General features: G+C 23.8%; 17 protein-coding genes, 1 tRNA gene and 1 pseudogene. 3 read left to right on the top strand and 16 right to left on the bottom strand.

The genetic code is table 11. From position 1 onward, the window contains the following. Positions 1–1,036: 1,036 nt before the first annotated feature. The 4 genes from nusB to ribE form a co-directional block, all read right to left on the bottom strand. Positions 1,037–1,465 (bottom strand): transcription antitermination factor NusB, encoded by a 429-nt coding sequence (gene nusB / locus ICW73_01480; GenBank protein ID QNS01650.1) that lies wholly within the window; start codon positions 1,463–1,465, stop codon positions 1,037–1,039. A gap of 5 nt (positions 1,466–1,470) precedes the next feature. Beyond that, positions 1,471–2,121, bottom strand: a complete 651-nt coding sequence (ribD, locus tag ICW73_01475; GenBank protein QNS02100.1) for a bifunctional diaminohydroxyphosphoribosylaminopyrimidine deaminase/5-amino-6-(5-phosphoribosylamino)uracil reductase RibD — start codon at positions 2,119–2,121, stop codon at positions 1,471–1,473. Between the two features lie 42 nt (positions 2,122–2,163). After that, on the bottom strand, positions 2,164–2,607 hold the full coding sequence (gene ribD / locus ICW73_01470; GenBank protein ID QNS01649.1) for a bifunctional diaminohydroxyphosphoribosylaminopyrimidine deaminase/5-amino-6-(5-phosphoribosylamino)uracil reductase RibD: 444 nt from the start codon (positions 2,605–2,607) through the stop codon (positions 2,164–2,166). 152 nt (positions 2,608–2,759) lie between these two features. Then, on the bottom strand, positions 2,760–3,245 hold the full coding sequence (gene ribE, locus ICW73_01465; GenBank protein ID QNS01648.1) for a 6,7-dimethyl-8-ribityllumazine synthase: 486 nt from the start codon (positions 3,243–3,245) through the stop codon (positions 2,760–2,762). An 850-nt stretch (positions 3,246–4,095) separates the two neighbouring features. On the opposite strand from ribE, the gene ICW73_01460 reads away from it, so the two are divergent. Both ICW73_01460 and ICW73_01455 read left to right on the top strand, forming a co-directional pair. Next, positions 4,096–4,172: transfer RNA gene (locus ICW73_01460), tRNA-Met, on the top strand. 720 nt (positions 4,173–4,892) lie between these two features. Further along, positions 4,893–5,048, top strand: a complete 156-nt coding sequence (locus ICW73_01455) for a hypothetical protein (protein QNS01647.1) — start codon at positions 4,893–4,895, stop codon at positions 5,046–5,048. Between the two features lie 581 nt (positions 5,049–5,629). Here the strand turns inward: ICW73_01455 and recD are convergent. From recD to ICW73_01420, 7 genes and pseudogenes are all read right to left on the bottom strand, one after another. Then, the gene (recD, locus tag ICW73_01450) at positions 5,630–7,456 is read right to left on the bottom strand and encodes an exodeoxyribonuclease V subunit alpha (GenBank protein QNS02099.1); all 1,827 of its coding nucleotides are present in this window, start codon (positions 7,454–7,456) and stop codon (positions 5,630–5,632) included. 22 nt (positions 7,457–7,478) lie between these two features. Beyond that, the gene (gene recB / locus ICW73_01445; protein ID QNS01646.1) at positions 7,479–10,991 is read right to left on the bottom strand and encodes an exodeoxyribonuclease V subunit beta; all 3,513 of its coding nucleotides are present in this window, start codon (positions 10,989–10,991) and stop codon (positions 7,479–7,481) included. A gap of 9 nt (positions 10,992–11,000) precedes the next feature. Next, positions 11,001–14,236 (bottom strand): annotated as a pseudogene (locus ICW73_01440) (exodeoxyribonuclease V subunit gamma). A gap of 76 nt (positions 14,237–14,312) precedes the next feature. After that, positions 14,313–15,158, bottom strand: coding sequence for a small-conductance mechanosensitive channel MscS (gene mscS / locus ICW73_01435; protein QNS01645.1), 846 nt, complete (start codon positions 15,156–15,158; stop codon positions 14,313–14,315). A 184-nt stretch (positions 15,159–15,342) separates the two neighbouring features. Continuing rightward, positions 15,343–16,413, bottom strand: a complete 1,071-nt coding sequence (gene fbaA, locus ICW73_01430; GenBank protein ID QNS01644.1) for a class II fructose-bisphosphate aldolase — start codon at positions 16,411–16,413, stop codon at positions 15,343–15,345. A gap of 50 nt (positions 16,414–16,463) precedes the next feature. Beyond that, positions 16,464–17,621: a phosphoglycerate kinase gene (locus ICW73_01425; protein ID QNS01643.1), complete on the bottom strand. Its 1,158-nt coding sequence runs from the start codon at positions 17,619–17,621 to the stop codon at positions 16,464–16,466. A gap of 92 nt (positions 17,622–17,713) precedes the next feature. Then, positions 17,714–18,310 (bottom strand): YhgN family NAAT transporter, encoded by a 597-nt coding sequence (locus ICW73_01420; protein QNS01642.1) that lies wholly within the window; start codon positions 18,308–18,310, stop codon positions 17,714–17,716. A gap of 327 nt (positions 18,311–18,637) precedes the next feature. Between ICW73_01420 and asd the strand changes: the two genes are divergently transcribed. Further along, positions 18,638–19,753: an aspartate-semialdehyde dehydrogenase gene (asd, locus tag ICW73_01415; protein QNS01641.1), complete on the top strand. Its 1,116-nt coding sequence runs from the start codon at positions 18,638–18,640 to the stop codon at positions 19,751–19,753. A 112-nt stretch (positions 19,754–19,865) separates the two neighbouring features. Here the strand turns inward: asd and tusA are convergent, their stop codons facing one another. The 5 genes from tusA to ybeY form a co-directional block, all read right to left on the bottom strand. Next, on the bottom strand, positions 19,866–20,096 hold the full coding sequence (tusA, locus tag ICW73_01410; GenBank protein ID QNS01640.1) for a sulfurtransferase TusA: 231 nt from the start codon (positions 20,094–20,096) through the stop codon (positions 19,866–19,868). A gap of 667 nt (positions 20,097–20,763) precedes the next feature. Further along, a complete protein-coding gene (holA, locus tag ICW73_01405) occupies positions 20,764–21,777 on the bottom strand; it encodes a DNA polymerase III subunit delta (protein QNS01639.1) in 1,014 nt (337 codons plus the stop codon). A 31-nt stretch (positions 21,778–21,808) separates the two neighbouring features. After that, positions 21,809–24,394 carry a leucine--tRNA ligase gene (leuS, locus tag ICW73_01400; GenBank protein QNS01638.1) on the bottom strand — a complete coding sequence of 862 codons (2,586 nt, stop codon included), beginning with the start codon at positions 24,392–24,394 and terminating at the stop codon, positions 21,809–21,811. Positions 24,395–24,826: 432 nt separating this feature from the next. Then, complete coding sequence (gene corC / locus ICW73_01395; protein ID QNS01637.1) at positions 24,827–25,696, bottom strand: CNNM family magnesium/cobalt transport protein CorC; 870 nt, start codon at positions 25,694–25,696, stop codon at positions 24,827–24,829. A 94-nt stretch (positions 25,697–25,790) separates the two neighbouring features. After that, positions 25,791–26,168 (bottom strand): rRNA maturation RNase YbeY, encoded by a 378-nt coding sequence (gene ybeY / locus ICW73_01390; protein ID QNS01636.1) that lies wholly within the window; start codon positions 26,166–26,168, stop codon positions 25,791–25,793. Between the last annotated feature and the right edge of the window lie 48 nt (positions 26,169–26,216).

Genomic DNA, 26,216 nt, shown 5'->3' with positions numbered 1-26,216 from the left:
ATTATTAAAAATTTTATAACATTGTAAAACGAATTCACGTCAATTGATTTTTTTCAAACCTTCATTAGTTTTTTTCAAAAGTCTTTTATTTTTTAAAGAGTTATTTATAAATAATAATTTTCAAAATATTCGATTTTTTTATTTCGAAAGATTCATGATTAGATCTATTGATCTATGTTAAATTGTGTATTAATTTTAATTAATCGTTTATTTAGTGTTTTTTCTATTTTATAGAATGATTGATATTATAAATATAATTGTTTTAATATAATATATTTATGATGTTTTATTTAATATTTTTTTTATTTTTAATATAAGTTAAGTAGAATATCATTAGTTTGCAATCTTACACAGTAATAACTAGTAAGAAAAATATATTGTGTTAATCAAAAAATAGGTTTTATTTAATTTTTTATATTGTTTCAAGAGTATATTTTTTATTGAAGTATATTGTGTTTTAATAATATAAATTATCTTCATTTGTATATTTATTGTACAAATAATATAAAAAATTATTTTTTTTAATATAGATACATTATTAAAAGTGTTATAAATAAAAAATTTAACGTATTTAGATTTATGCAGTTAGAAAAATATAGATCTCTTTTATTTAAATGCGATTTTAATAAATAGTGTGTTATTACTTTAAATAAGTATTTATTTTATTTTGTCTATTTTTATAATCGAGTATATGATATTTTTTTTAAAAATTATTTTTATATTAGCATAAAGTTTTCAATTATAATACTTACAATTAAGTAAATAGTTTTTTATCAAAACAATTTTTCGGATGGTGCATTTTGAACATTTTTTATGATGTTTTAAATGTAAAAAATAATTGAATAAAATATCTATTTTAAGTTTAAATATATTACTGTACGACGAATTAGATGTTAATATTATGTGACATAATTGTTAGATTTTTTTTATAAAAATACGTAAGAATATTTGATCTAATTATTATTGATGTTTGTAATAAAAAAATAAATATTTTTGACATTAAAAGAACAGGAAAAAAATTATAAATTTGTATCCTTTATTTTGATTGATCATTGTTGTATCTGATTTTAAATGCAGCTTTATCTAAAACACCGTTAATAAATTTATGACTATCTGCAGCACCAAATAATTTCGCTAGTTCAATGCCTTCGTTAATGGATACTTTATATGGAATGTCATGTCTTCTGTACAGTTCATAAAACGCAATTCTAAGAATAGATTTTTCAACGTGACCTAATTCTTTTAAGGAACGTGATAAATATGGAATCATCAAATTATCTATATTTACGCAATTTTTAGTAACACCGGAAATTAAATCATAAAAGTATACAATATCAATATTATTATTGTTTTTTTCACGTAAAAAATACTTTGCATTGTCCTGAATGTTATTATGAGCAATATCCCAAGAATATAAAATTTGTAAAGCATATGCACGAGCTTTTCTTCGTGAATGTGGTTTCATTGGATTTAACTATCTTTAAAATTATGTTCGTTGTTATTGTTTTTAGGTGATAATATTATTCTTATGTCTGGTCCAATTTGACGAATATTTTTAAAATCAAATTGCAAAGCTTGAAATAAGGAAACTACATTTTGTACAACACACATTGGTTTTGCTTTATGACCCAGTATTTTAGGTGCTATATATACAATTATTTCATCTACTAGTTTCTTATGTAATAGAAATCCAGATAAATGACTTCCAGCTTCTACCCAAATATTATTCATTTTTAGTCGTCCTAAATATTTTAATGCAAAGATAATGTCGATTTTACGATTATTTTCTTTCATTAAAATTTGTTGTACATTACTAGGCCATGATATTTTGTCTAATTTTAATCGCATTAACCAAATTTTTCCTTTAGTATGAATAATCTTATGTTCTGGTGTAATACGATTTTGGCTATCAATAATTACTCTTATTGGTTGTTGAAACTTTTTTTTTGGAAAAATAGACAACGTTTTTTTATCTAATTCGTAATCACGTACATTTAATAAAGAGTTATCTGATAATATAGTTGAACTACTACTGAGTATAATAGAACTTCTTGCTCGAAATTTTTGTACATTTTGACGTGCAAATTCTGAAGTAATCCATTTACTTGATCCGTTTTTCATTGCTATTTTTCCATCTATTGACATAGCTATTTTAAGTTGTATTCATGGTAGACCAGTTGTCATTCTTTTAAAAAAACCTTGATTATTTTTTTTTGATTCTTGTGATAGTAATCCTGTTTCGACAAGAATTCCCTGTTGTTTTAAGAAAAATACTCCTTTTCCTGATACCTTAGGATTAGGATCTATGTTTGATATTATAACACGTTTAATACCAGATGTAACCAGTTCAGAGCAGCAAGGCGGGGTTTTTCCAAAATGATTACAAGGCTCAAGCGTTACATAAGCCGTTCCTCCTTTTGCACGTTGTCCTGCTATTTTTAACGCATTAATTTCAGCGTGATTTCCTCCATATTGTTCATGCCATCCTTCTCCTACAATAGTATTATTTTTTACTATTACACACCCTACATTAGGATTCGGGGCTGTCGTAAACTCACTGAATTGGCTAATTTTTATTGCACGTTTCATAAAAAATTCATCGTTCACATTTTTCTCCGAATATATTTTAAAAGTTATTTTTTGAATGTGCTACGTTAATGTTGTTTTAAATATTTTAATTTTTATAGAAATAATTACACTAAATTTTAAAAAAATATGGGTCATTTTGATTTTCTTAAAATGTAGAATTGATTTTTTAACTAAATTAATGTTAACATGTTTGTTAATTGTTTGACCGTATTAATCATTTCTAATGCTGATAAAGCTGCATCAGATCCTTTATTTCCCATTTTTGTTCCACATCTTTCAATAGCTTGTTCAATTGTTTCTGTAATTAATATTCCTAAAGTAATAGGAATAATGTTTTTTACACTAATATCTGAAAGATGTCTAATAGTATTACTAGAAATGTATTTGAAATGATCTGTGCTACCTTTTATAACAGTACCGATTGCTATAATTGCATCATATTTTTTTGATTTGGCAATGTAATTTGCAACAACGGGAATTTCATATGTTCCTGGAACATATATTTTTAAAATATTATTTTTGTCTAATTTGCCTATTCTAACGAGAGTATCCGTTGCCCCTAATAATAGATTATGATTAATAAACTCATTGAATCGAGCAATGATAATTGCAATAGAAGCATTGTTGGTGATAATACCTGATTGAATTGTATTCATATTTTATCTTTTTAGATGTATGTAATTTTTATTATTTCTTTGAAATGTCAAGATACATGTTTTTTAAATAAATTATATATTTTAAAGTGCAATAAAGTAGTTTATATGTTACTTGTTTTACGTTTTGTATTTTTTTGTATAGTTGATGCAGATATTTAACATTTTTATACATTTAAATTTTTAATAATAACATTATTAAGAATAGTTTATATGTTCATGATGTTTTTATAAATGTACTTTTATAGATTTGCATAAAAAGATTATCAATTAGAATTTTATTATAATATAAAATATATTTTTTGCTTAAAAAATTATTATAAATGTTTTTTTATAGCATGCATATTTTATTTTAAAACACACTTGTTTACATATTTATATATATGAATTTTTTTTAAAATTATATTGAAAATATGACATTTAATTATTTAATTTATTGACGATCATTTTATTAATTGAAAGACATATGTTATATAGATTGAATTATCGATGCGTGTATTATAAAACTAATTGTAAAAAACATTTAAGTATTATGACTCAAATATATGTTATAGGTAACAATATTTTTTATATTATGCACCTGATGTATTTAATTAGAGTATAATTGATATTTTAATTTATTTATCTTAGATTTTTTTAAACATGTATTTTATGATAAAATTTATTTATATGTCTTTTATAGAATGATAAAATTAAATTAATTCTGATAATATTATTTTTAGATTTTTGCGAATTTGCATATATTTATTATAGACGTTGATTTTTATATAATTTTCGGTTTTATTTTTTTTCTGAAAATTGTTTGAAATACAGTTGTGTTTTTTTAAAAAAAGGTATATTATGTCATGTATATCGCGGGATGGAGCAGTCTGGTAGCTCGTCGGGCTCATAACCCGAAGGTCGTTGGTTCAAATCCAACTCCCGCAACCAAAATCGTCAAGTATTAGAATATATAAAAAATTTATATTTCGCCCTATCTTGTAAAATCCTTCCTTAAAATTTTAAAAAATATTGTATTTTAAAATTTATTTTATTATATAAATATTTTATAAATCAAAAATAATATATATAGTTGATAAAAAATGCAAGAGTTTTCATAATGAACGAACATATAACTAAATTTATTTAAGGTTTTTGCTATATTATTCCGTATATTAATGTATATTGTGGGAAATTTTTTGTGATCATTCTGATAAAAAAAGCAATCAGGATATAGAAATTTTTTGGTATTACTAATGATATAGGATTATTACATAGATTAGAAATTAAATTAACGTTTGTTTATAGTTCTTGTTCACAAATTAATTCTAATTTGAACGAAAAATATCAAAATTAAATATTATAAATATATCAAAATTACTGATTCATTTCTTTGAAACAAGTGCAATAATCTGCAGATAGATTGCAATTAGACATTACGACATATTTTATCAATGAGTGTAAAAATATTTCTTACATGAAAAAAATGTTAATATTATTAATAGTAATTTTATTGTCGCTCAACTGTTGGGTATAAAACATGATATAGATTACTTCCGTAGTAGAAAAATTAGAAAATTAATAAAAAGAAATTAATGTTTTATTGAAAAATAGATCAATAGTTTAATTGTTTTAGTAATGGTATTTTTTACTGAGTAACGCTTGAGTTTGATGTTTGAAGAGATTGCAACTCAAGTAAGTATTGCATTGCGAGCAGAAAAAATAATTAGTTTTTTTAGTAATCAAGGTATAATAAATAATGAAAATAAATTTATTTCTAAGTTATTTTCCAATGATGTTAAAAAAAATATTTTTAAATTAGAATAACAAAGCAATTATATTTCTTTTGCAATTTTTTTTGAAGTAGCGTAATACAGTTTTGTAAAAAAGTATTAATTGTAGTAATTTGATTAGTTAAACTAACGATAGTATTTTATTGAAAGAATTACTCTTGTGTGATGACATTAAAACACAAACTTCTAGAAAAGTAGCGGATAAAATTCAACAGGTGAGTATTAATAATATTAGCGGAATTTTAGTTTGAAAATCCAGAGAGCAATTAGAAATGGAAGAAAATAAATTTACTACTGTTAAGATTGATAATTTAATTCTTTCGTTTTTAGCATTGCATTCTTTTTTAATAGAAACATCGGTTAAATGGTATGTCTATCTGTGCATCCTGATTATAGACATTCTGAAATAAGCGATTTTTTGTTCAAAAAAATAAAAATTTGATCTAGAAAATATAAAAATTTTTTCATTAACCGTATATAGTATTAATTGGTTTTAGGAAAGAGAATTTATAGCCATTAATGTGAATATTTTTCTTAAAAGAGAAAAATGTACAATTAAAAAATAAATTCTAAAATTATTATGAGTAATATTTTTTAAATGTATTAAAAATTAATTTATAACGAATTCAATCTATCTAGTAAACTATTTTGTTTTTTTTGATCATTTAAAATTGAAGATAAAAACATTTTTTTAGTGGAAAATATACTTAATATGTTACGTGCTCGCGTAATACCAGTATATATCATATTTTTATTTAATATAGGCAACAAAACATTTGGTAATATTAATGCTACATTAAAAAATTCTGATCCTTGTGCTTTATGTACTGTCATTGCCCAAGCACTTTCATAATGACTTAAAACAGTGATAGGAATATTTTGTATTATGTTATTTTGTTTTAAAAAAGCAACTTGAAAAAATCCATGATTGTTTAAATTGGTAATGCCAATATCTCCATTCGATAGATCTAGATATTTATTATTTTTTGTGATTATAATTGGACGTCCTATATACCATTCAGTATTGTCTTGATTGATATTTTTAATCATTTTATTATATTTCATTTTTTCTTCAATATTTTTGTTGATCATGTTAACACCAAAACAACCATCACGTACTATACACAATACTTGATACATTTGAAAAGTATGAATAATTTCTTGAAAAGTAGATTTTTTATGTATTTTTTTCCAATAATTAGTATTGTTAATAACAATTTTGTCAATCATATTATTATATTCTAAAAAAGAATGAATTTCATAAAAAAATACATTTTTTAAAGTATTATTACACGCACGTTGAAGAATGTTGATATTTTTATCACAAATTGCGTTTGATAAAATATTAATTTCTGAATGTTCACTAAATCGATAATTTTTTTTTAATTCGCATATTTTGTCACTAATAAATCTTGATTTGTATGTATTAATTTTATGTAATAATTTATTATTAGTGATTTTTTGAAGATGATCGATCATTTTTGGGCTATAACCGTGATTCGAGTAATAACAAATGTCTTGTAGAATACAACTTGATTCTATTGGAGGTAATTGATTTTTATCTCCTATAAAAATAATTTTGGTTGTTTTTTCGGTTGCGAGAAATATGTTTTCCATCATAAAAATATTTATCATTGAGGCTTCGTCAATAATTAACACATCTAGATTTAATTTATTTTTTTTATGGAAAAAGCTTTTTTGTGATATTTTTTGAATTCCTAATAATTCATGTATGGTTACAGCGGTAGATGGAAGGTAATTTTGCTCTATTTTATTAAGATTTTTCTTAAAAAAATTATCTCTCAACAATTTATTTAAACGTATAACTGCTTTTCCAGTGAATGCTGATAATTGAATTTTAATAGCAACATGTGTAGTTTTTATGATTGCAAAGATAATTTTTAATATAGTAGTAGTTTTTCCAGTTCCAGGCCCTCCTATAATGAAAGTAATATTATTAATTAAAGCAAGAGCAATTGCTATTGTTTGCATGTTTTGTTTTTTACGGAACAAATAATTTATTATTTGATTACAATTAATATGACTTATTTTTTTATTATTATTTTCGTATAATCGTTTTAAAATATTTTCTTCAGATGTCCATATTTTATAAAGATATATTTTTTCTTTAAATAAAACTAATGGTGTTGGATAAGAACCATTTCCAACAGACTTATGTTGTGATATTTTTAATATCCAGTCATTTTTTTTTGATAAAATTTTTATAATGTTTTTTGTTAATGTTTTATTTACATTAGAAAAAAAGTTATTTTTTTCAAAATATGTGATAGGTAGACAGGTATGACCATTCCTGTGCTCATAGCTTATACAAGCTGATACTAACATCATAGTATCATTTGTTTTTGTAATAAATTGCGAAAAATGAAAATCAAATAAATGTATAATTTTTTCTTTTGCGGATTTTTTTAATAAATGCATCATATTCATTTTTTAATTATTCATCTTATGATATTAAAATAGATAATTTTTTAATGAGTAAATAATTTGGCAGGGTATAAAAAATACCATTGTCTTGATTTTTTTTGTTTATCCCTCGTAAGAAAATATAAAAAATACCGCCAAAATGTGTATTATAATTGTAATTTTTAACTTTGTTTTTTAAGTATTTATGTAATGCAATTGCATATATTTGATATTGCACATCATATCGGTTTTTAATAATTTCTTTAATAATATTATTTTTGCTATAAAATTTGTTATTTTCACCTAACCAGTTAAACTTGTAGTCTAAAATGTAATATTTGTGTTTCCATACGAAAACTAAATCAATAAATCCTTTTAAAATACCAGTAACAGGATCAAATAAAAATTTTGGTGCAACATGAGATATTTTGTCAAATGATTGAATAATATTATTTAATTGTTGACTATGTAAAATATTTTTTATTGGAATAAAAAATTCTAATTCTTTTATATATTCTTGCTGGTTTAATTTTGATAGGATAATGTTATTGTGATTTAATGGAATATTAACGAGATCGTTTATACAAGATATTAATGTTTTAGTCCAGTTTATTGAAAAATTATACATGTTTAAAAAATCAGAATACCAATTAGGTTTTTTTAAATACATAAAATCTATTTTTTTTAGCATATCATGTATTAATATACCTGATTTTTTTCCTTCTGGAAAATTATGTATTGTTAATTTTTTTTTATTTTGTTTAATATTCTCGATAAAAAAATTTTCTTTTCTGTATTGATTATTTTTTTTTGTTAAAAATATATTTTCTTTTTTTAGTTGAGTAAAACTTGTGATAGAATAAGTGTATTTTATATCTTTTTTTAAAACACGTCTTTCAGAAAAAAAACATTTTTTTGTACATTTATAATAATTTTTACAATTAATAGTGTCATGTTTAATATCGATAATAGGATAAATACTTAATGAATTGATTTTTTTTAGTAAAATATCATAATTAACATATTTTTTTCTTTTAATCAGATATTCTAAAGCATTGTGATACATTTTACTATTTTTTTCTTTTATCTTTTTTGTTTTGATTATACATGTTATACCTATACTACAATGTACAATTGATCTCGTTAGTGCAACATATAAAAAACGCATATCTTCTGCTAATCTTTCATTATCAGCTAATTCTAAATTTTTTTTTTTGTGTTCTGGATCATAAAATATTTTAAAGTTTTTTTTATCATGATATATAGGCAATTTTGCTGGATGAAAATTAATCATAAAAGGTATCCAAACAATTGGGTATTCTAATCCTTTTGATTTATGTATAGTTACTATTTTAATTGATGTCAATTTATTGATAAATCGAATTTTTTCGTTACTGGAAGAAATGTTTTTTTGAAGAATTTTTTTTTGTAACCAACGCATTAAAGCAGTTTTTTTTTGAACTAAAATAGATTTTTTTTGTAGAATTTCTGCTATATGTAATAAATTTATATTTTTTTGATGTGTTGTTTCTGATTTATTAATTTGAATATTACTTATAATTATGCTCTCAATCACACGAAAAATGCCTGTTTTGTTCCATATTTTATGATATTTATATAATTTTTCTGCAATTAAATATGGATTTTTGCAATTTAAAATATGATTATTCTCATATAAAATTGATTGAAAAATATCAGTTAAAACAGCTTGTTGTAAGATTTTTTTATTTGTGGGATCTAAAATTGATTGGAGCATACATAATAACTCTTTTGCATCATTTGTTTGAAAAACACCATAAGTATGAGATGAATATATTGTATGAATATTTACACTTTCTAGTGCATTTCGTATGATTTTTTCTTCTATTTTATTTTTCACTAATACTACAATATCACTTTCTGTTAATTTTTTTTTTCCTGATTTAGTAACAATTGTAGCGTTTCCTGTTCGTGCGCAATGTAACCAATAACTAATTTCGTTTGCACATTGTTTTGCAATCCATATTTGATATTCTTCTGCGCACATTTCTTTTTTTTTTGGTATAAAAAATCGTATTGCGGTTTGTAGTACACCATGGAGTTTAAAATTCATATTTGAGTTTTTGTAATTTGGCAATATAGGTATGAATGGTATACGTTTAAATATAAACGGATTTAAATAAGAAGAAAACAATATGTTGATACCCCTACACATATTTTCTGATGAACGCCAATTAGTTTCAAGATAATAGTGATTTTGAATTTTATCTTTTGCATATAAATAAGAAAAAATATCTGCACCTCGAAAACTGTATATTGCTTGCTTTGGGTCTCCAAAGAGAAATAATGCTGTTTTTTTATCATTTTTATATATTAAATTAAATATTTTATACTGATTAATATCTGTATCTTGAAATTCATCGATAAATGCTATAGGGTATTGATTGCTTATTATTTTTTGAATATTTTTATTTTTTATCAGTATTTTTAGTAATTTATTTAGCAAGTCATCAAAACCTAATAGTGATTGTTTTTGTTTTTCTTTAAGTATAATTTTTGGGATTTTCCTTAACGCATTCAAGAGAATAATATTTTTTAAAGACATGTTTTTTTTTAATATTTTTTCAGTTTTTATAAAAACAAGATTTTTCAGAGACAAATTTTGTTTTATATTTTTTTCCATATTACTCTTAGTAAAATATTTTAATACATGTGGAATATGATAATTTTTAGTTATAGTGTTTGCCCATATAGTAATATTATTGATCCATTTAGATACGTTTGATTTACTATATATTTTTTTATTAGTCTGAACGTTATTAACTATTTTAAATATTGATGGATGATTTTTCATCCATAATTTTTTAAAATTGTTGATCATATTTATATTTTTCTTATGATGCGCCATTAAAGTAACATTAGACATACTAGTTTTTGTAAAATTTAATGATTTTATATATAATAATGATTGTATGTTTTGTAATAAATATTCAGGATTTTTACATTCTTGAAAAACAATTTTCGCAATTTCTTCCGGTAATTTATAAAAGCAGGATCTCCAAAAATCCTGTGTTGCTTGTATATATAAATTATCTTCATTTTCAATTATTTTTTCTTCAAAAGCATAATTTATATTTAAACTATACGATTGCAACATGTTTCTGCAAAAGCTATGTATAGTATGAATGGCAGCGTTATGGATATTATGATAAGCTTTAAAAAGAATACCAGCAGCGTCATTTTTATCTGTTATTTCATTTAGTAACATAGTAAAAATGTTCTTTTCGTTATTGTTATTGTTCAGACAGGCTAAATATAAGTTATAAATACTATTTTTTATGCGTATATAAAGTTCTTCTTTTGTTGCATTGGTAAACGTTACTACAAGTATTTCTTGTACTAAAAATTTTTTAGCATGTTTTATTTTTTTGTCTATTCCTAGTAACAAACGTAAATATAACAACACAATTGTTGATGTTTTTCCAGTTCCTGCTGAAGATTCGATTAAGTGGATACCATAAGTCGGTATTTTAAATATGTCTAACTTGTATAATTTTTTAGTTTTAGAATACATTTTTTATTATCACTTGTATTTTCTATATTGTAATATTGGAAGTAGCCATTTTTTTGACGTAGCATAAATTTTTTTTATGTTTTTTTTATTGGTTTTAGAAATAATTTTTTTTATGTAACCTTCTTCTTGTTCGCCAGAATAAAAACTATTGCCTTTCCATTTTTTTAAAAAACTATTATATCCTCTTTTTTTTATATCATATTCATAGTGAATACGGTGATTTTTTTTGTCATAAATTTTATCGATCCAGTGTGCTCCTGATTGTGTTAGAAAAATCGGTGTTTTTAATCCATACATATAGCCTTCAATATATTTCAGAAGATAATTATTTGCAATATTTGATGGTATTGAAACGAACGACCAAATTTGTTTGTCGTATCCGATTATTTTACTTTCTCCGGTGTTTCCTAAAATCGAATAGACCAAGTGTTCTAACCATAAAGAGATGCGGTCACTGTAGTTAATTTTCCTTGCTGTCCAACGCAGTAATCCAGTATTTTGTATTTCGCTCAATGTACCATAAAGTTTAAAATCATTAATTTTCAAGTTATATTTTTCTATTTGGCTTTCTTTTTTATAAAAATTGACTAATTTTGCTATGTCGTACATTTTTTGTATTTGTTGTTCTAAAAAAGTTGTACCAAAATAGCCATAAGGTAGTATTCCTGACAGAGTATAGTATTTAAATAAAGATTGAATATTTTGATTTTTTATAATTTTTTTTAAAAATTCAGAATTGATTTTAAATCGATCGAAACTATTAACTGAAAAAGGTTCAGTTGTAATTATAGGTTTTTTTTGAGGATAAATTTTGATATTATGTGCAATATTGCAAAAATATCGTATTGGATGTTGCCAGAATTTAATTAAATTTTTTAAATCGATTTTTTTTGAAAAAAATATTTTTGATGCGTTTTTTATATATAAATTTTTATTGAAAAATTTTTTATTTTTAATTTTATTGATATGATAGATGTTAGAAAAACTCACATTTTTTATTTTGCTAAATAGAAATAGATTATGCTTTTTTTGAAAATGTTTAAAAATTTTTTTTGTATTGTCTTGTATATTTAAATTTTCATCTCCAATAAAGCAAAAATTATGTGAAATGTAATGTAACAATTGATCAACAAATATTAAAGGATATTGTTTAGTATTTTTTTCGATAGAAAAATTAATGTAACTAATATAGAAATATTGTTTAGCACAAGAAAACATTTGAGAAAATAAATAAGCATGTTGTTCATATAAATTAACATCTCCGATTAATGGTTTTTGTTTTAGTAAATTAATATGATTTAAGATTTCTTTTTTAAAACTAATTTGGTTATTATCTGCACCGATAATACATATTACTTTGAATGGTATGTGACATATCATTGATGGATGGCAAAAGTTAATCCCTCCAGGATGCAACTGTTCATTTTTAAAACGATTAATATTATATATAAAATTTTTTCTTAGGATACTAATGGGGACTTTTTTTGTATAATTAGACAATAAACTGTCATAAATCATGTTATTCCATACTTTTTGAATAATTTCAAAAGATTGTTGTGTTGTTTGATTAGTATAAAAAATATCATGAATTAATAGTTTTGGCATTTTATCCCAATATGATAAATTTTGTGAACGTAACAATTTTTTTCGCCACTTATTCAAGATGTTTATGAACTCTGCAAGTTTTCCTATTAATTTAGATCTGGAATTATCAATAAAAGCACTTGTTGTTATGTTGTTCCAAATGTGTTTTTTATGGTTCATAGAAAAACTTAGCATTAATTTTTCAATGCTATAAAACCAAGTATTTTGATTAATTTTTGGTAATGATAAATTGCGTTGATGTTGTTGGTTTACAGCCCATCTGGTGTTTATTTTTTCAATCCAATAATATAAAATATCTATTTCATCTTCTGAAATATCGAAATTTTTTGCTATTTCTGGAATATCTAACAGATCTAGTATTTCTTGATTACTAAATCGACTGATTGACAAGTTTAACATTTTTTTAAATACAAAGATCATAACTTCAGTTTTTTTTGAATATTTTTTAGAAATAGAGAATGGAATTGTGTTTTTATTTTTTAATTGAAATACTGATTTTATATGTGAAATATAATCATCAATAGAGAAGGAAGTAACTATAATGTCATGTGTTTTGATATTGGAATGTTTATTTAGCAAATTTGATAATGTATTGTGTAAAATTTCAACTTCATGTTGTTGATTGCAACAAATATTAATAGAAAAAGAATTATCGCTCGGATCTAATATTTTTTTTTTAAGTTTTTTTGAATATAACAAGATGATAAAATAGTATTTTTTATTTGATTTAATAAATTGGTTTCTTGATAATTTTTAACATAATGTATAACTTTATTATTTTTGATATTATTAATGTTTAATAAGTATATTTTTTCATATTGTCCCCATAATTTTTCTAATGAGTAATTTAATGGATGTATATTTTTTGTGTATGAATGTATTTTAGTTTTTTTACATTTTATAGTGTTATTCCTGCATTTGTTGTTTTTAAATTGTGTAACATGCAAAAAATAAACATGAATATATTTACTGATGATTTCAAAAATTTTTATATATGATGGGCTTAAAGAGAATGAAGAAATAACGAAAATTCGATCAGGTAATTTAATATTTTTTATGTTTTTCGAATGTAAATCTGATTGAAAATATGAAAAGAAATGTGGAAAATGCCAAATAGATTGATTATGTTCTTTGTTTAATCGTATTATTTCTTGCCACATTTTTATTTGCCATAATTGTTTTTTATCAATATTTTTTATATGTTTATTTTGTTCCCATTGATTAATCCAAGATGGCCGATAAATAAGATATTTTTCAAACATGTTAGCCATAAAAAATGCGAGTTGAAATTTTTTTAAGGTATCCTTTTTAGTATTAGAAAAATGAAAAAATATGTTTTTGTCTAGAATTTTCATAATGTTCCAGGTTAAAATAGATGGAGTAAACATATTTTTTATATTCTTTTTAGGATAAATAATTTTAAATAATTTCCACATAAACACATAAGGGTGATATAATTTAAAATGTGCAGAAATCCCAATTTTTTTTGCTATAAACATATTTAAATATTGAAATAAAATTTTATTGTCGTGTATAATAATTTCTTTTTGAAATATGTTATTTAGTGGTTGTGTTTGGATAATATAATATATTTTTCTTAATAAAAATTGAAAATCATTGGATTTATAAATAATAAGCATGACTGCCTCTTATAAAAAAATAACAATTTTAAAAAAAATGAAAAATTTAAAATGTTGTTTTGTGTAGAATATTATTCTAGTTTTTTTTATATAAATAAACATCAATTTGTGAATTTGGAATATTAATATTATTTTTATCTAATGCTTTTTTAAATTGTGCCATTAGATCCCAATATACTTCATTTAGATCGTTATTATTACTCCAACAACGTACAACAAAATTTAAAGAAGATGGAGCAAATTCACTTAATCCAACGATAATATCTCGATCTTTAATAACTCGGTCTTCATTTTCTATTACTTTCTTTAAAACTTTAATGACTAAATCAATATCTGAATCATAAGATACACTTATAATAAATTCATTGCGTCGTGCTGGTTCTCGTGAATAGTTAATAATGTTGCCAGAAATGATTTTGTTGTTTGGTACAACTACAATCTTTCCATCTAGAGTACGCAACATTGTATAAAAAATATGTATGTTTAAAACTGTTCCTGAAACATTTCCTAAATTAACGTATTCTCCAGATTTTAATGGTCTTAAAGTCACTAATAATACACCAGCGGCAAAGTTAGATAAAGAACCTTGCAGAGCTAAACCAATAGCCATTCCAGCTGCGCCTAATATGGCAATGATGGATGTTGTTTGCACTCCAAGTTTTCCTAAGGCTGCAATTAATGTAAATGTAATGATAACATAACGTATTAATGCAGATAAAAATCCAGAAATAGTAAGATCAATCTTACGGGCAATTAATACTTGATTAACTCCATTGGATATTATTTTAGCTACAAACATTCCAACAATCAAAACAAATATTACTGATGTTAAATTTCGCATATATCCAAATAATGATTCTTGATTGTGTATTAACCAGTTTCCTATGTGATTAATATTGTTAATTAAATTTAAATCATCCATCTTTTTTCTCTATGAATATGCATTTTTATAATACATATTTTGTTTTTTTTTTGAAAAGATTATTTATTAGTTTGAAACAGTCATTTTTTATAATGACTCATATATTAAATTTTTATTTTAGATATAAAATTATTACGGAGAATATTTTTTATTTATTCCCCGAAATTAAATTTTTGTAAACAATTTATAATATATTGTATGCGTTTAATTGCTTAAACGATTGCTCTAATCTTATTGACATAGATTTCTGGGATTGTCGAATCCATGTTCTAGGATCGTAATATTTTTTGTTTGGTTGGTTTTTATTATATTGATTTCCTAATTGATTGTGTAAATATTCTTTGTTTTTTATATAAAATTTTAATATTCCATTCCATGCTGCCCATTGAATATCAGTATCAATATTCATTTTAACCACACCATATTTAATAGATTTTTGTATATCTTTTACATCGGAACCAGATCCACCATGAAATACTAAATTTAATGGGTTATTTTTTAAGTTGTTTTTTCGTTGTACATATTCTTGTGATTTTTTTAAAATTATAGGTTGAAGATCAATATTGCCAGATTGATAGACACCATGTATATTTCCAAAAGCAGCGGCAATACTGAAATTTGGGCTAATTTTATTGAGTTCTTGATATGCGAAATTTACATCTTTAGGTTTTGTATAAAGCAACTTTTTGTTTAAATTGGTATTGTCTACACCATCTTCTTCTCCTCCAGTGCAACCTAGTTCCATTTCTAACAGCATGTTTATTTTATTCATTTTGATAAAATATTTTCTACAAACAGATACGTTTTCTTGCAGATTTTCTTTTGATAAATCAATCATGTGTGATGTAAATAGCGGTCGTTTATAAACTTTATAATAATTTTCGCCTTTTTTCAGTAAACCATCAATCCAAGGTAAATGTTCTTTATCGCAGTGATCTGTGTGTAGTATTACAGGTATTTTGTAATTTTTAGCTATTAAATGTACATGTTGTGCTCCAGATATAGCACCCTGAATAGCTTGTTCTTGACAAGAAGAAAATCGTTGTTTATAACCAGCAATAAAAGACGCACCTCCATTTGAAAATTGTATAATTACTGGTGATTTTACTCGTGCAGCTGTCTCTAGAACGGAATTTATTGAATCGGTTCCTATACAATTCACGGCTGGTATTGCAAATTTCTTTTGTTTAGCTAATTCGAATATTTTTCTAGCTTCATCTCCTGTCACAACTCCAGGTTTAATATTATTTAGCATATTTAATATTTTCCTATTACATAAATTATAAATATTTTTAATTGATGATATTATTGTTTATAACGTTCTTGAAGAAGATGGATTGCAGGTAATATTTTTCCTTCTAAAAACTCTAAAAAAGCACCGCCGCCAGTTGAGATATAAGAAATGTTTTTTTTGATGTTAAACATATCAATTACAGATAATGTATCTCCTCCTCCAGCTACGGAAAAACCTGTATTTTCTGCAATTGTTTTTGCAATTATTTTAGTTCCTACACAAAAATTAGGAAATTCAAACACTCCAACTGGTCCATTCCAAATGATTGTTTGGGATGTTTTAAGAATATTAACAACTTTTTTGATTGTTTGATCGCCAAAGTCCATAATCTCTTCATCTTGTTTAATTTCTTCAGGCAATCGAATAATAGATTTTTCAGTTTTACAGAATTTTTTTCCTACACGAGAGTCGATTGGTATAATGATATTATATTTATTTTTTAATTTTTTGGCTTTAGATATGAAGTTTGGTTCGTATAGTGATTTTCCAATATTATGATCAATAGCTAAAAAAGTGTTCGCAATACCTCCTCCAACTATTACTGTGTCTGCAATTTGTGATAATTTATTTAAAACGTTGAATTTTGTTGAAACTTTTGACCCTCCAATTATTGCAGTTACAGGTCGTTTAGGGTTTTTTAATACTGTTTTTAACGCGTTAATTTCTCGAATCAAGAGAGGTCCAGCACATACAGTTTTTGAAAACATGCCTACACCATATGTTGATGCTTGCATTCTATGAGCGCTGCCGAATGCATCCATAACAAATATATCACAAAGATTAGAATATTTTTGAGATAATAAATTGTCGTTTTTTAACTCACCTAAATTGAAACGAACATTTTCTAATATTAATACTTCGCCATTTTTAACTATACATTTATCGAAATAATTGTTAGAAAAATATATTTTTGTATTTTTCATGTGTTTTTTAAAGTATTCAAAAATAGGAAATAGAGAATATTTTTTTGAAAAATGTCCTTCTTTAGGACGGCCTAAATGTGACATAACGATTACCTTAGCTTGTTTGCTTGCAGCTAATTGAATTGTTGGCATAGCCGCAATTAATCTTGCATCAGATTGAATAATATTGTTTTTCATTGGAACGTTTAAATCACTTCTAATTAAAACTCGTTTGTCAGTTATATTTAATTCAGTCATTTTTTTCATTTATTTATATTATCTCTCTATAGATGTTGATTTTTTAAATAATTATTTACCTGTTATGTTGTTTATTTTTATAACAGGTAAAATTAATATTTTTAATTTTTAAACCATGTTCTAATTCCATCAAGAAACATTTGTGTAGATAGCATAATTAAAATTAAACCCATTAAACGTTCTAAAGCGTTTACTCCTTTTGATCCAAACAATTTTAAAAACATACTAGATAGTAATAATATTAAAATTGTCAAAAACCATGCTATTAATAATGATATAATTAAATTAAACATATTATGTAAACATTGATGTGATAATAACATTAATGTTGCTAATAAAGATGGTCCAGCTACTAATGGTATTGCTAAAGGGACTAGAAAAGGTTCTTCATGGATAGCGATATTTGTTTGTTTTGTAATTTCTTCAGTAGGAAAAATCATTTTAATAGCAATTAAAAACAAAATGATGCCTCCAGAGATTGAAACAGTTTCTGTTTTTAGATTAAGAAAAACAAGTGTTTTTTCTCCAACAAACAAAAATAGTAACATTATAATTAATGCAATAAGCATTTCTCGTACGATTATAATTTTTTGACGTTTTGGTTCTAAATTTTTTAGCACTGTCATAAATATTGGAAGATTGCCTAAAGGATCCATTATCAGAACTAATAACATGGTTGTAGAAAATATTTTAGTCATATGAATTTATAATATCCTTGAAAAATTTTGTATATTTTTCTGAAAAAACAGAAACTTTGAAAAATAATATTGTACATATATTAGTATATTTTTTTTTTAAAAAAATTATCAAAAATATTTGTTTTGTTTCTTAGACACCAAACATTTAATATATTTAAAATGAATGCTTTCAATTTAAAATTAAGATAGAATATTTAATGTATATAAAAATTATATTTTTATATATAAAATTTTCTTGCTTGTTCTATTATTTTTTAGGAGATGGAAAGTTTATTATTAAAAATAATTTTTTTAGAATTATTTTTTTAAAATCCATATATATAACTTATGAAAAAAAATGTTGGATTTGTTGGTTGGCGAGGAATGGTAGGATCAGTTTTAATTAATCGTATGCAAGAAGAAAATGATTTTTGTAATATTAATCCTATTTTTTTTTCAACATCGCAGTTTGGAACATATTGTTCTATAATAAATAATGTTACTAGTCATAATGTACAAAATGCTTATGATATTGAGTCGTTACGAGAAACAGACATTATAATTACGTGTCAAGGTAGTGAATATACTAAAAAAATTTATCCTGAATTAAAAAAAAAGCAATGGCAAGGGTATTGGATTGATGCATCTTCTTTTTTTAGAACAAACGATGATGCTGTAATTATATTAGATCCAATAAACTACAATATGATCATGGAGTCTATCAAAAAAGGAATTAAAATTTTTGTAGGCAGTAATTGTACAGTTAGTCTGATGTTAATGTCATTAGGGGGATTATTTCAAAAAAAGTTAGTTGAATGGGTAGCTGTTTCAACATATCAAGCGGCATCTGGTGCAGGTGCGCGTTATATAATTGAATTATTAGAACAAATGGGAATGATATACAGTACAATTTCTAATGATTTATTTCAGTCTACATCTTCTGTTTTAAATATAGAAAAAAAAGTTACTGAAATATCTCGTAGCATGATTTTTCCAAAGAAATATTTTTCTGTTCCCTTAGCAGGTAGTTTAATTCCTTGGATTGATAAAAAAATGGATCATGGTCAAACTCGAGAAGAATGGAAAGGACAAATCGAAACAAATAAAATATTAGGATTACGTTCGCCAGTAATTATTGATAGTACCTGCGTTCGAATTAGTTCACTTCGCTGTCATAGTCAATCGTTTGTAGTTAAATTAAATAAACAGTTGTCCTTAAATAATATTGAAGAAATTATTTCTGAGCATAACCAGTGGGTCAATATTATACCCAATAATATGCAAAATACATTGCAAAAGTTAAATCCTATTTCTGTTACTGGTACATTAGATATTGCTATTGGTCGATTTAAGATACTAAATATAGGAAAAAAATATTTTTCTGCATTTACTGTAGGAGATCAATTATTATGGGGTGCTGCGGAACCTTTGCGTAGAATGTTAAATTTATTAATTAAGATATAATTTTATTTTTTTAGCAAAGCGTTGTTGATTGGAAATGAAAACAATTTAAAACGTTTAGTAAGTATTATACATTATTTATATTTTATATTGTTTACAAATTAAAATTATAATTTTATAATCCTTTTTTTAATAGGTATTTATATGGTGCATTTTTAACTTCCATTTTTAATAGTTTATGTTCCATAAAATAACAAAAATTTGGTATATCTCTTTTTGTTGAAGGATCGTCTGTTAAAATTAATATTTTTTCATTGTTATGCATGTTACGTAATGTTTTTCTAATCATCATAATCGGTTCTGGACATCGTAGACCAAGTAGATTTAGTATGTTTTTACTTTTCATATATATTTTAAAATATTATAAATTATAAAGTGTACACTGTACGTTTATAATGCTAATTAGAATTATTTTTTTTATGAACATATAGTTTTTAATATAAGATATTTTCTATTTTTCTCTAAGTCCATAAATATGCTTATTAACATGGCAATTTTTCGTACCTTTTTCGAATAAATATTGATTTCTGATATTTTTAAAAATTAAATTTATCCATTTAGCGTTTGATTTAATAAATTCAAATTAACAATTAATTCATTTTTTATAATTTAATGTTATTTTTATACACGTTTTTAGTAAAATCACCAAATAAAACAATTAAAATAGTTTTTTTTATTTTCCTAGAGATAAAAATTTTGTCAATAGTTTTTATAATAAAACATAAAGGTTGAAAATGTCCAATTTTTTATTTTGTTAGATTATTAATAGTGGATTTTTATTTTTTTAAATAACTAATTTTAGATGCTGGACAATTTTAAATAGATGATTTTATCATATTTAGTCGATCTATTTTATAGATTTTTTTGAATTTTTATATTGTAGATTATTATTAGGTAAAACACTATTTTTACAGCTGTTTCTTGTACGTAATTTTCCAATGCATCAAACATGACCATAATAAATATGATTAAAGTTTTCATCAAATATTATATACAATTTTGCATTTTTAAAATTAAAGCGTTTTTTTACATGTACATAGAATTAAAGTTAACTTCTTTAATTGCATCCATATAGAATAACTATATTGTTTTTTTATTTTTATTTCTATTTGAACAAGTATTTTAATTGCATAAAAAAAAATGTTGTGATATTGATTTTGGTCAATTTGTTTAAGATGTTTTCTTGTTTCATTGAAAACATATTTATTTTTTAAAATTTTTTTATTTGTAAAATGTTTTTTTCGTTTTTCTATTATTAAAGTTAATAATTTTTTTTGTAAAGCACGTATTAGAATCAATGCATTATATTTTTTTTTATGGAAAATATTTAGGATATATAGAGCTTGTTTTTTATCACAGTTAAATATAGCGTTTATCCAATGATATGCTGAAAATGAAGAAAAGTTAGAAATAATTTTTTTTATATGACGTCTTGTAATTAAAGAATTAGGCCAAATCATCGGCAGAATTTCTAAAATTTTATATATAAAAAAAATTTCTCCTTCATAGTATTTTTTTAATAATGTAATAGCAGTGTTTTCTATATTTATGTTTTTTTTTTGAATTTCGTATTTTATCCAATTATTAAGGTGTGTACTATGTGGAGTAGAGCAGTGTACTACATCAATATTATTTTGAAATGTTTGTGACAATATATTTATCTTAAACCATTGAGACAATTGATTTAGTTTGACAATAACTATAATGTCCGAATTACACATTAAAAATATTTTTTTAATATTTTTCATAGTTTTAGTATTTGACATACTAATTAGGAAATTAATAATTAATATGCTTTTTTTAAAAAACATTGTTTTTTGAGTATAAAAGTTAAAAATTTTTTCCCAATCTTCATGTTGGGAAACGTTTATTTTAATACGTTCTTGAAAGCCAATTTTTTTTGCAAATTGTACAATTAAATCTTGATTATTATTTAATAAAGTTAAATTTTTTCCTACAAGAACGTAAAAAGAATTTATTTTTTTTGATAATTTTTTTTCAAGATCTTCTGAATATATGTACATCATGTTTAAATAATAATTTTTTTATGGTTTACATTTACGTTACAATGACGAAATTTATTACTTTTTTTGGAATATAAATAATATTTTTAATCAAAGATTTTTTTAATTTTTTTATAATAATTATTTGATTTTTTGCATATTCATAAATTTCTTCTTTATTTAAATTGTTAGATATGTTTATAGTGCACTGCTTTTTTCCGTTTATTTGTACGACAATTACATAAGATTGTTTGAGCAGTATTTTTTTATTAAAGATTGGCCACGTTTCATAATCAATACAACTATTTTTATTGAAATATCCCCAAATTATAAAACAGAAATGCGGTGTAAATGGATATAACATTTTAATTACGCACATTAATGATTCTTGCATAATAGATTTATCTTGATCTGTTTCCATTGGAGCTTTTATTAAACGATTTACTAATTTCATAATTGCAGCAATTGCAGTGTTAAATGTTTTTTGATTATTCATATCGTTGGAAACTTTATGGATTGTTTCATGTAAAAAATAACGTAATTCACACTGTTGATTATTTAAATTATTGAAATTTATATTTTTATGAGTATTTTTTATTTGGAAATAATTAAATATTAATGTCCATAATTTTTTTAAAAATCGATGTATTCCCTTAACACCAGATTCCGTCCATTCTAATGATGATTCTATAGGAGCAGCAAACATCATAAACAAACGTATTGTGTCAGCTCCATAGTTTTTAATAATTAATTCAGGTTCAACGCCGTTATTTTTTGATTTAGACATTTTTGTCATACCGGCATAAATCACTTGTTGTCCGTTATTAATATGTGCGGTGATTATCTTGCCTTTGGCATCTCTTTTTGTCGAAACGAGAGATGAATTGACCCACTTTTTTTGAGAATTCTTATCAATTGTATAAAATGTTTCAGCAAGCACCATACCTTGACACAATAAATTTTTTACAGGTTCATCAAACTCTAAAAATTTAAAATCGCGTAGTAATTTATGGAAAAATCTAAGATAAATAAGATGCATAATTGCATGTTCTATTCCTCCAACGTATTGATCAATTGGTAGCCAATATTTTAATGCAACTGGGTTAAGCATGCCAGTATTAAAATTTGGACATGTGTATCTTGCATAATACCAAGATGATTCTATAAATGTGTCAAAAGTATCTGTTTCGCGCACTGCTTTTTCTTGATTAATATAAACTGTATTTTGTTTAGAATGAAAATGAGTTGAACTTGAATTCAAGAAAGTATTTTTTTTTATTTTTTGTAGTAAAACAGGCAAATCTTTTGATGGTATTGGTACAATTTTTTTGTTTTTTAGTGTTGCCATCGGAATAGGAGTGCCCCAATAACGCTGTCTTGAAATACACCAATCTTGTAATTTATAATGAATTTTTTTTCGTATAATTTTTTTTTGAAACAGTATACTTCTAACTTTTTTTGTACTTTCTTCAAAATTTAAACCATTAAATTCTTGAGAATTGTATAATTTTCCTTTTTTTTCTGTAAATAAAGAAGGTGTACTATGTTTTTTAACATCAGCGTTAATGATAACATATTTTATTTTTAATTTGTTTTTTATTGCGAAATTCCAGTCATCTTTATTATGACCTGGCACAGATAAACTTGAAGTAATTCCATAGTTTTGGATGATAAAATTTGTAATCCATATAGGTATCTTTGTTTTTGTGATAGGATGGAGACTAAATTTATTAGTGTTTATACCGTTATATTTATTTTTCTCTATTGATTGTTGCGAGACATTCATATTTTCTTCAAGAAATGTTTTTATTTTTTTATTTTTCTTAGCCAATTCTATAGATAATTTGTGTGATGGTGATATTAAAACGCATGTTACTCCCATTATTATATCCAGTCGTGTAGTAAATACTTTTATTGTTTTTTCACTATTAAATATGTCTAGAGTAATTTCAAATCCTTTAGATCTTCCAATCCAGTTTTTTTGCATGTTTTTGACTTTTTCAGGCCATTGATTTAATTTTTTTAAATCTTGATATAAAGCTTCAGCATATTTTCTTATTTTCATGAACCATTGTGGAATTTTTCTAGTTTGTACTTGGTTTTGACATCTCCAACAACAATTATTTACAACTTGTTCGTTGGCTAAAACAGTTTTATCATGAGGACACCAATAAACAGATCGGATTTTTTTATAAACTAATTTTTTTTTATATAATTGAGTGAAAAACCATTGTTCCCATTTATAATAATTTGGTTTACATGTAGTTATTTCTCGTGTCCAATCATAACTAAAACCTAATGATTTTAGTTGTTTTTTCATGTATTTTATATTTTCATATGTCCATTTTTCAGGATGAATATTATTTTTTATAGCAGCTTCTTCTGCTGGTAAGCCAAATGCATCCCACCCGATTGGGTGTAAAACGTTTTTTCCTAACATTCTGTGATATCTGGCAATTACATCACTAATAGTATAATTGCGAACATGACCCATATGCAATTTTCCGGATGGGTATGGTAGCATCGGAAGACAATAATATTTTTCTTTTTTTGTATCTTCTTGAACTTGAAAAGTTTTATTACGTTCCCAATATTCTTGAACATAAAATTCTATATTTTTAGGTAAATATTCCTTATTCATTAGTTTTCTCTATAAACTGTATTATAAATATTTAGATAAAGTATTTTTTAAAAACATAAAAACGATTAATTAAAAGTATAGATGTTTTTATAGAATTAAATTTATATTTTTTGTATAAAATTTTTAAATTAGATTAATATTATGTTTAAAATAATTGTTTTCAAAATGTTAAATGCGTCATTATAATAGATTATTGTATACAAATCTGTTTTTAGGAATACATTGATGATGTTATAGCTATTTTAAATACATAATTTGAAAATATTAATATTTTTTATATTAAATTTATTTAAGTATTTCTTAATGGAAATTGATTTTCCTTTTATTTATAATATGTGATATTTATGCATAATTTTAATATTTAACTTAGTATGTTTAGTGTTTTCATATTATGTTAAAAATTATTGTGAAGATATACAAATTGTATTACCTTTATAAGGTATTGAGATTATTTTGTTCTGGTATAGTTACATGTATTTGTATTACTTTTCGATTGTCTGCAATAGCGATTTTAAAAAAATAACCATTAATATTGATAATTTCACCACATTTTGGCAAATGTCCAAATTTTTTCATTACTAACCCTCCGATAGTATCGACTTCTTCATCATTAAAATTTGTATTAAATTTTTCATTGAATTCTCTAATTTCAGTTATAGATTTGATTGAAAATACGCGTTTTTTTAATTGTTTAATATTTAATTGCTCTTTCTCATCATATTCATCTGCGATTTCTCCGACAATTAATTCGAGAATATCTTCAATGGTTACTAATCCTGAAACTGCTCCAAATTCATCTATAGTTATTGCCATGTGATGTCGTTTTGAACGAAATTCCCTTAACATACTATCTACGTATTTACTTTCTGGAACAACTATTGCCGGTCGTAATATATCTTTTATTAAAAATAGATGCTTTTCAATTTTTATAAACCGTAGTAAATCTTTAGCAATTAAAAAACCTTCAACATAATTGTTATCATTACTCATAACTGGAAATCTGGAATGTGCAGATGCAATAATAATATCAAGACATTTTTTTAGGTTATAATGTAATTTTAATGTTATCATTTGTGTTTTTGGGATCATAATTTCTTTAATTCGTTTTCTTGCGATGTACATTACTCTTTCTAACATATCACAGGTATCTTGATCAATTAGTGCATTTTGTTCTGAATCACGGATTAACTCTATCAGTTCTTCTCTGTTTTTAGGTTCATCATGAAAAATATGTTGTAATAAAACAGAAAAAAAACCTTTTCTGTTAATTTTATTTAAATTTTTTGAATGGTTGTCGCTCATAATATTCAATTGTCTATTTTCGAACATACTATTCTATTTCTATAATAAAAATGTGTAATTTAAAATATTTTTGTTGAATTTTGTTGACAATATTTCAAGTATTTGGTTTTGGATAATTTAATAATAACATGATTTCATTTTCTGTTTTTTCCATTTTATATGCTTCTTGATGAGTTTGATGATCGTACCCTAATAAATGTAGCGTTCCATGTATAATCATATGCGCCCAATGCGATTCTAGCGTTTTATTATATTGCTCTGATTCTTTTTCTATAATTTTTTTACATAATACTAGATCGCCTAGTAATATACAGTGGTTTTGAATCATTTTGTTTATTTCAAATGATAAAATATTTGTTGTTAGGTTTTTCCCTCTATACATTAAATTTAATTTTTTTATTTCTAATTCTTCAACTATGCGAATAGTGATAATATTAATGTTTTTTTTTTGTTTAAAATAGTATTGATCCATTTTAAAAAATATGATTTTTTTGGTATGTGTTTTTTATTCTTACAATTA

It is taken from the genome of Buchnera aphidicola (Pentalonia nigronervosa), from assembly GCA_014622685.1.
In the GTDB taxonomy this organism is placed as follows: domain Bacteria; phylum Pseudomonadota; class Gammaproteobacteria; order Enterobacterales; family Enterobacteriaceae; genus Buchnera; species Buchnera aphidicola_BD.
This window is presented reverse-complemented; position numbering and strand designations above follow the sequence as displayed.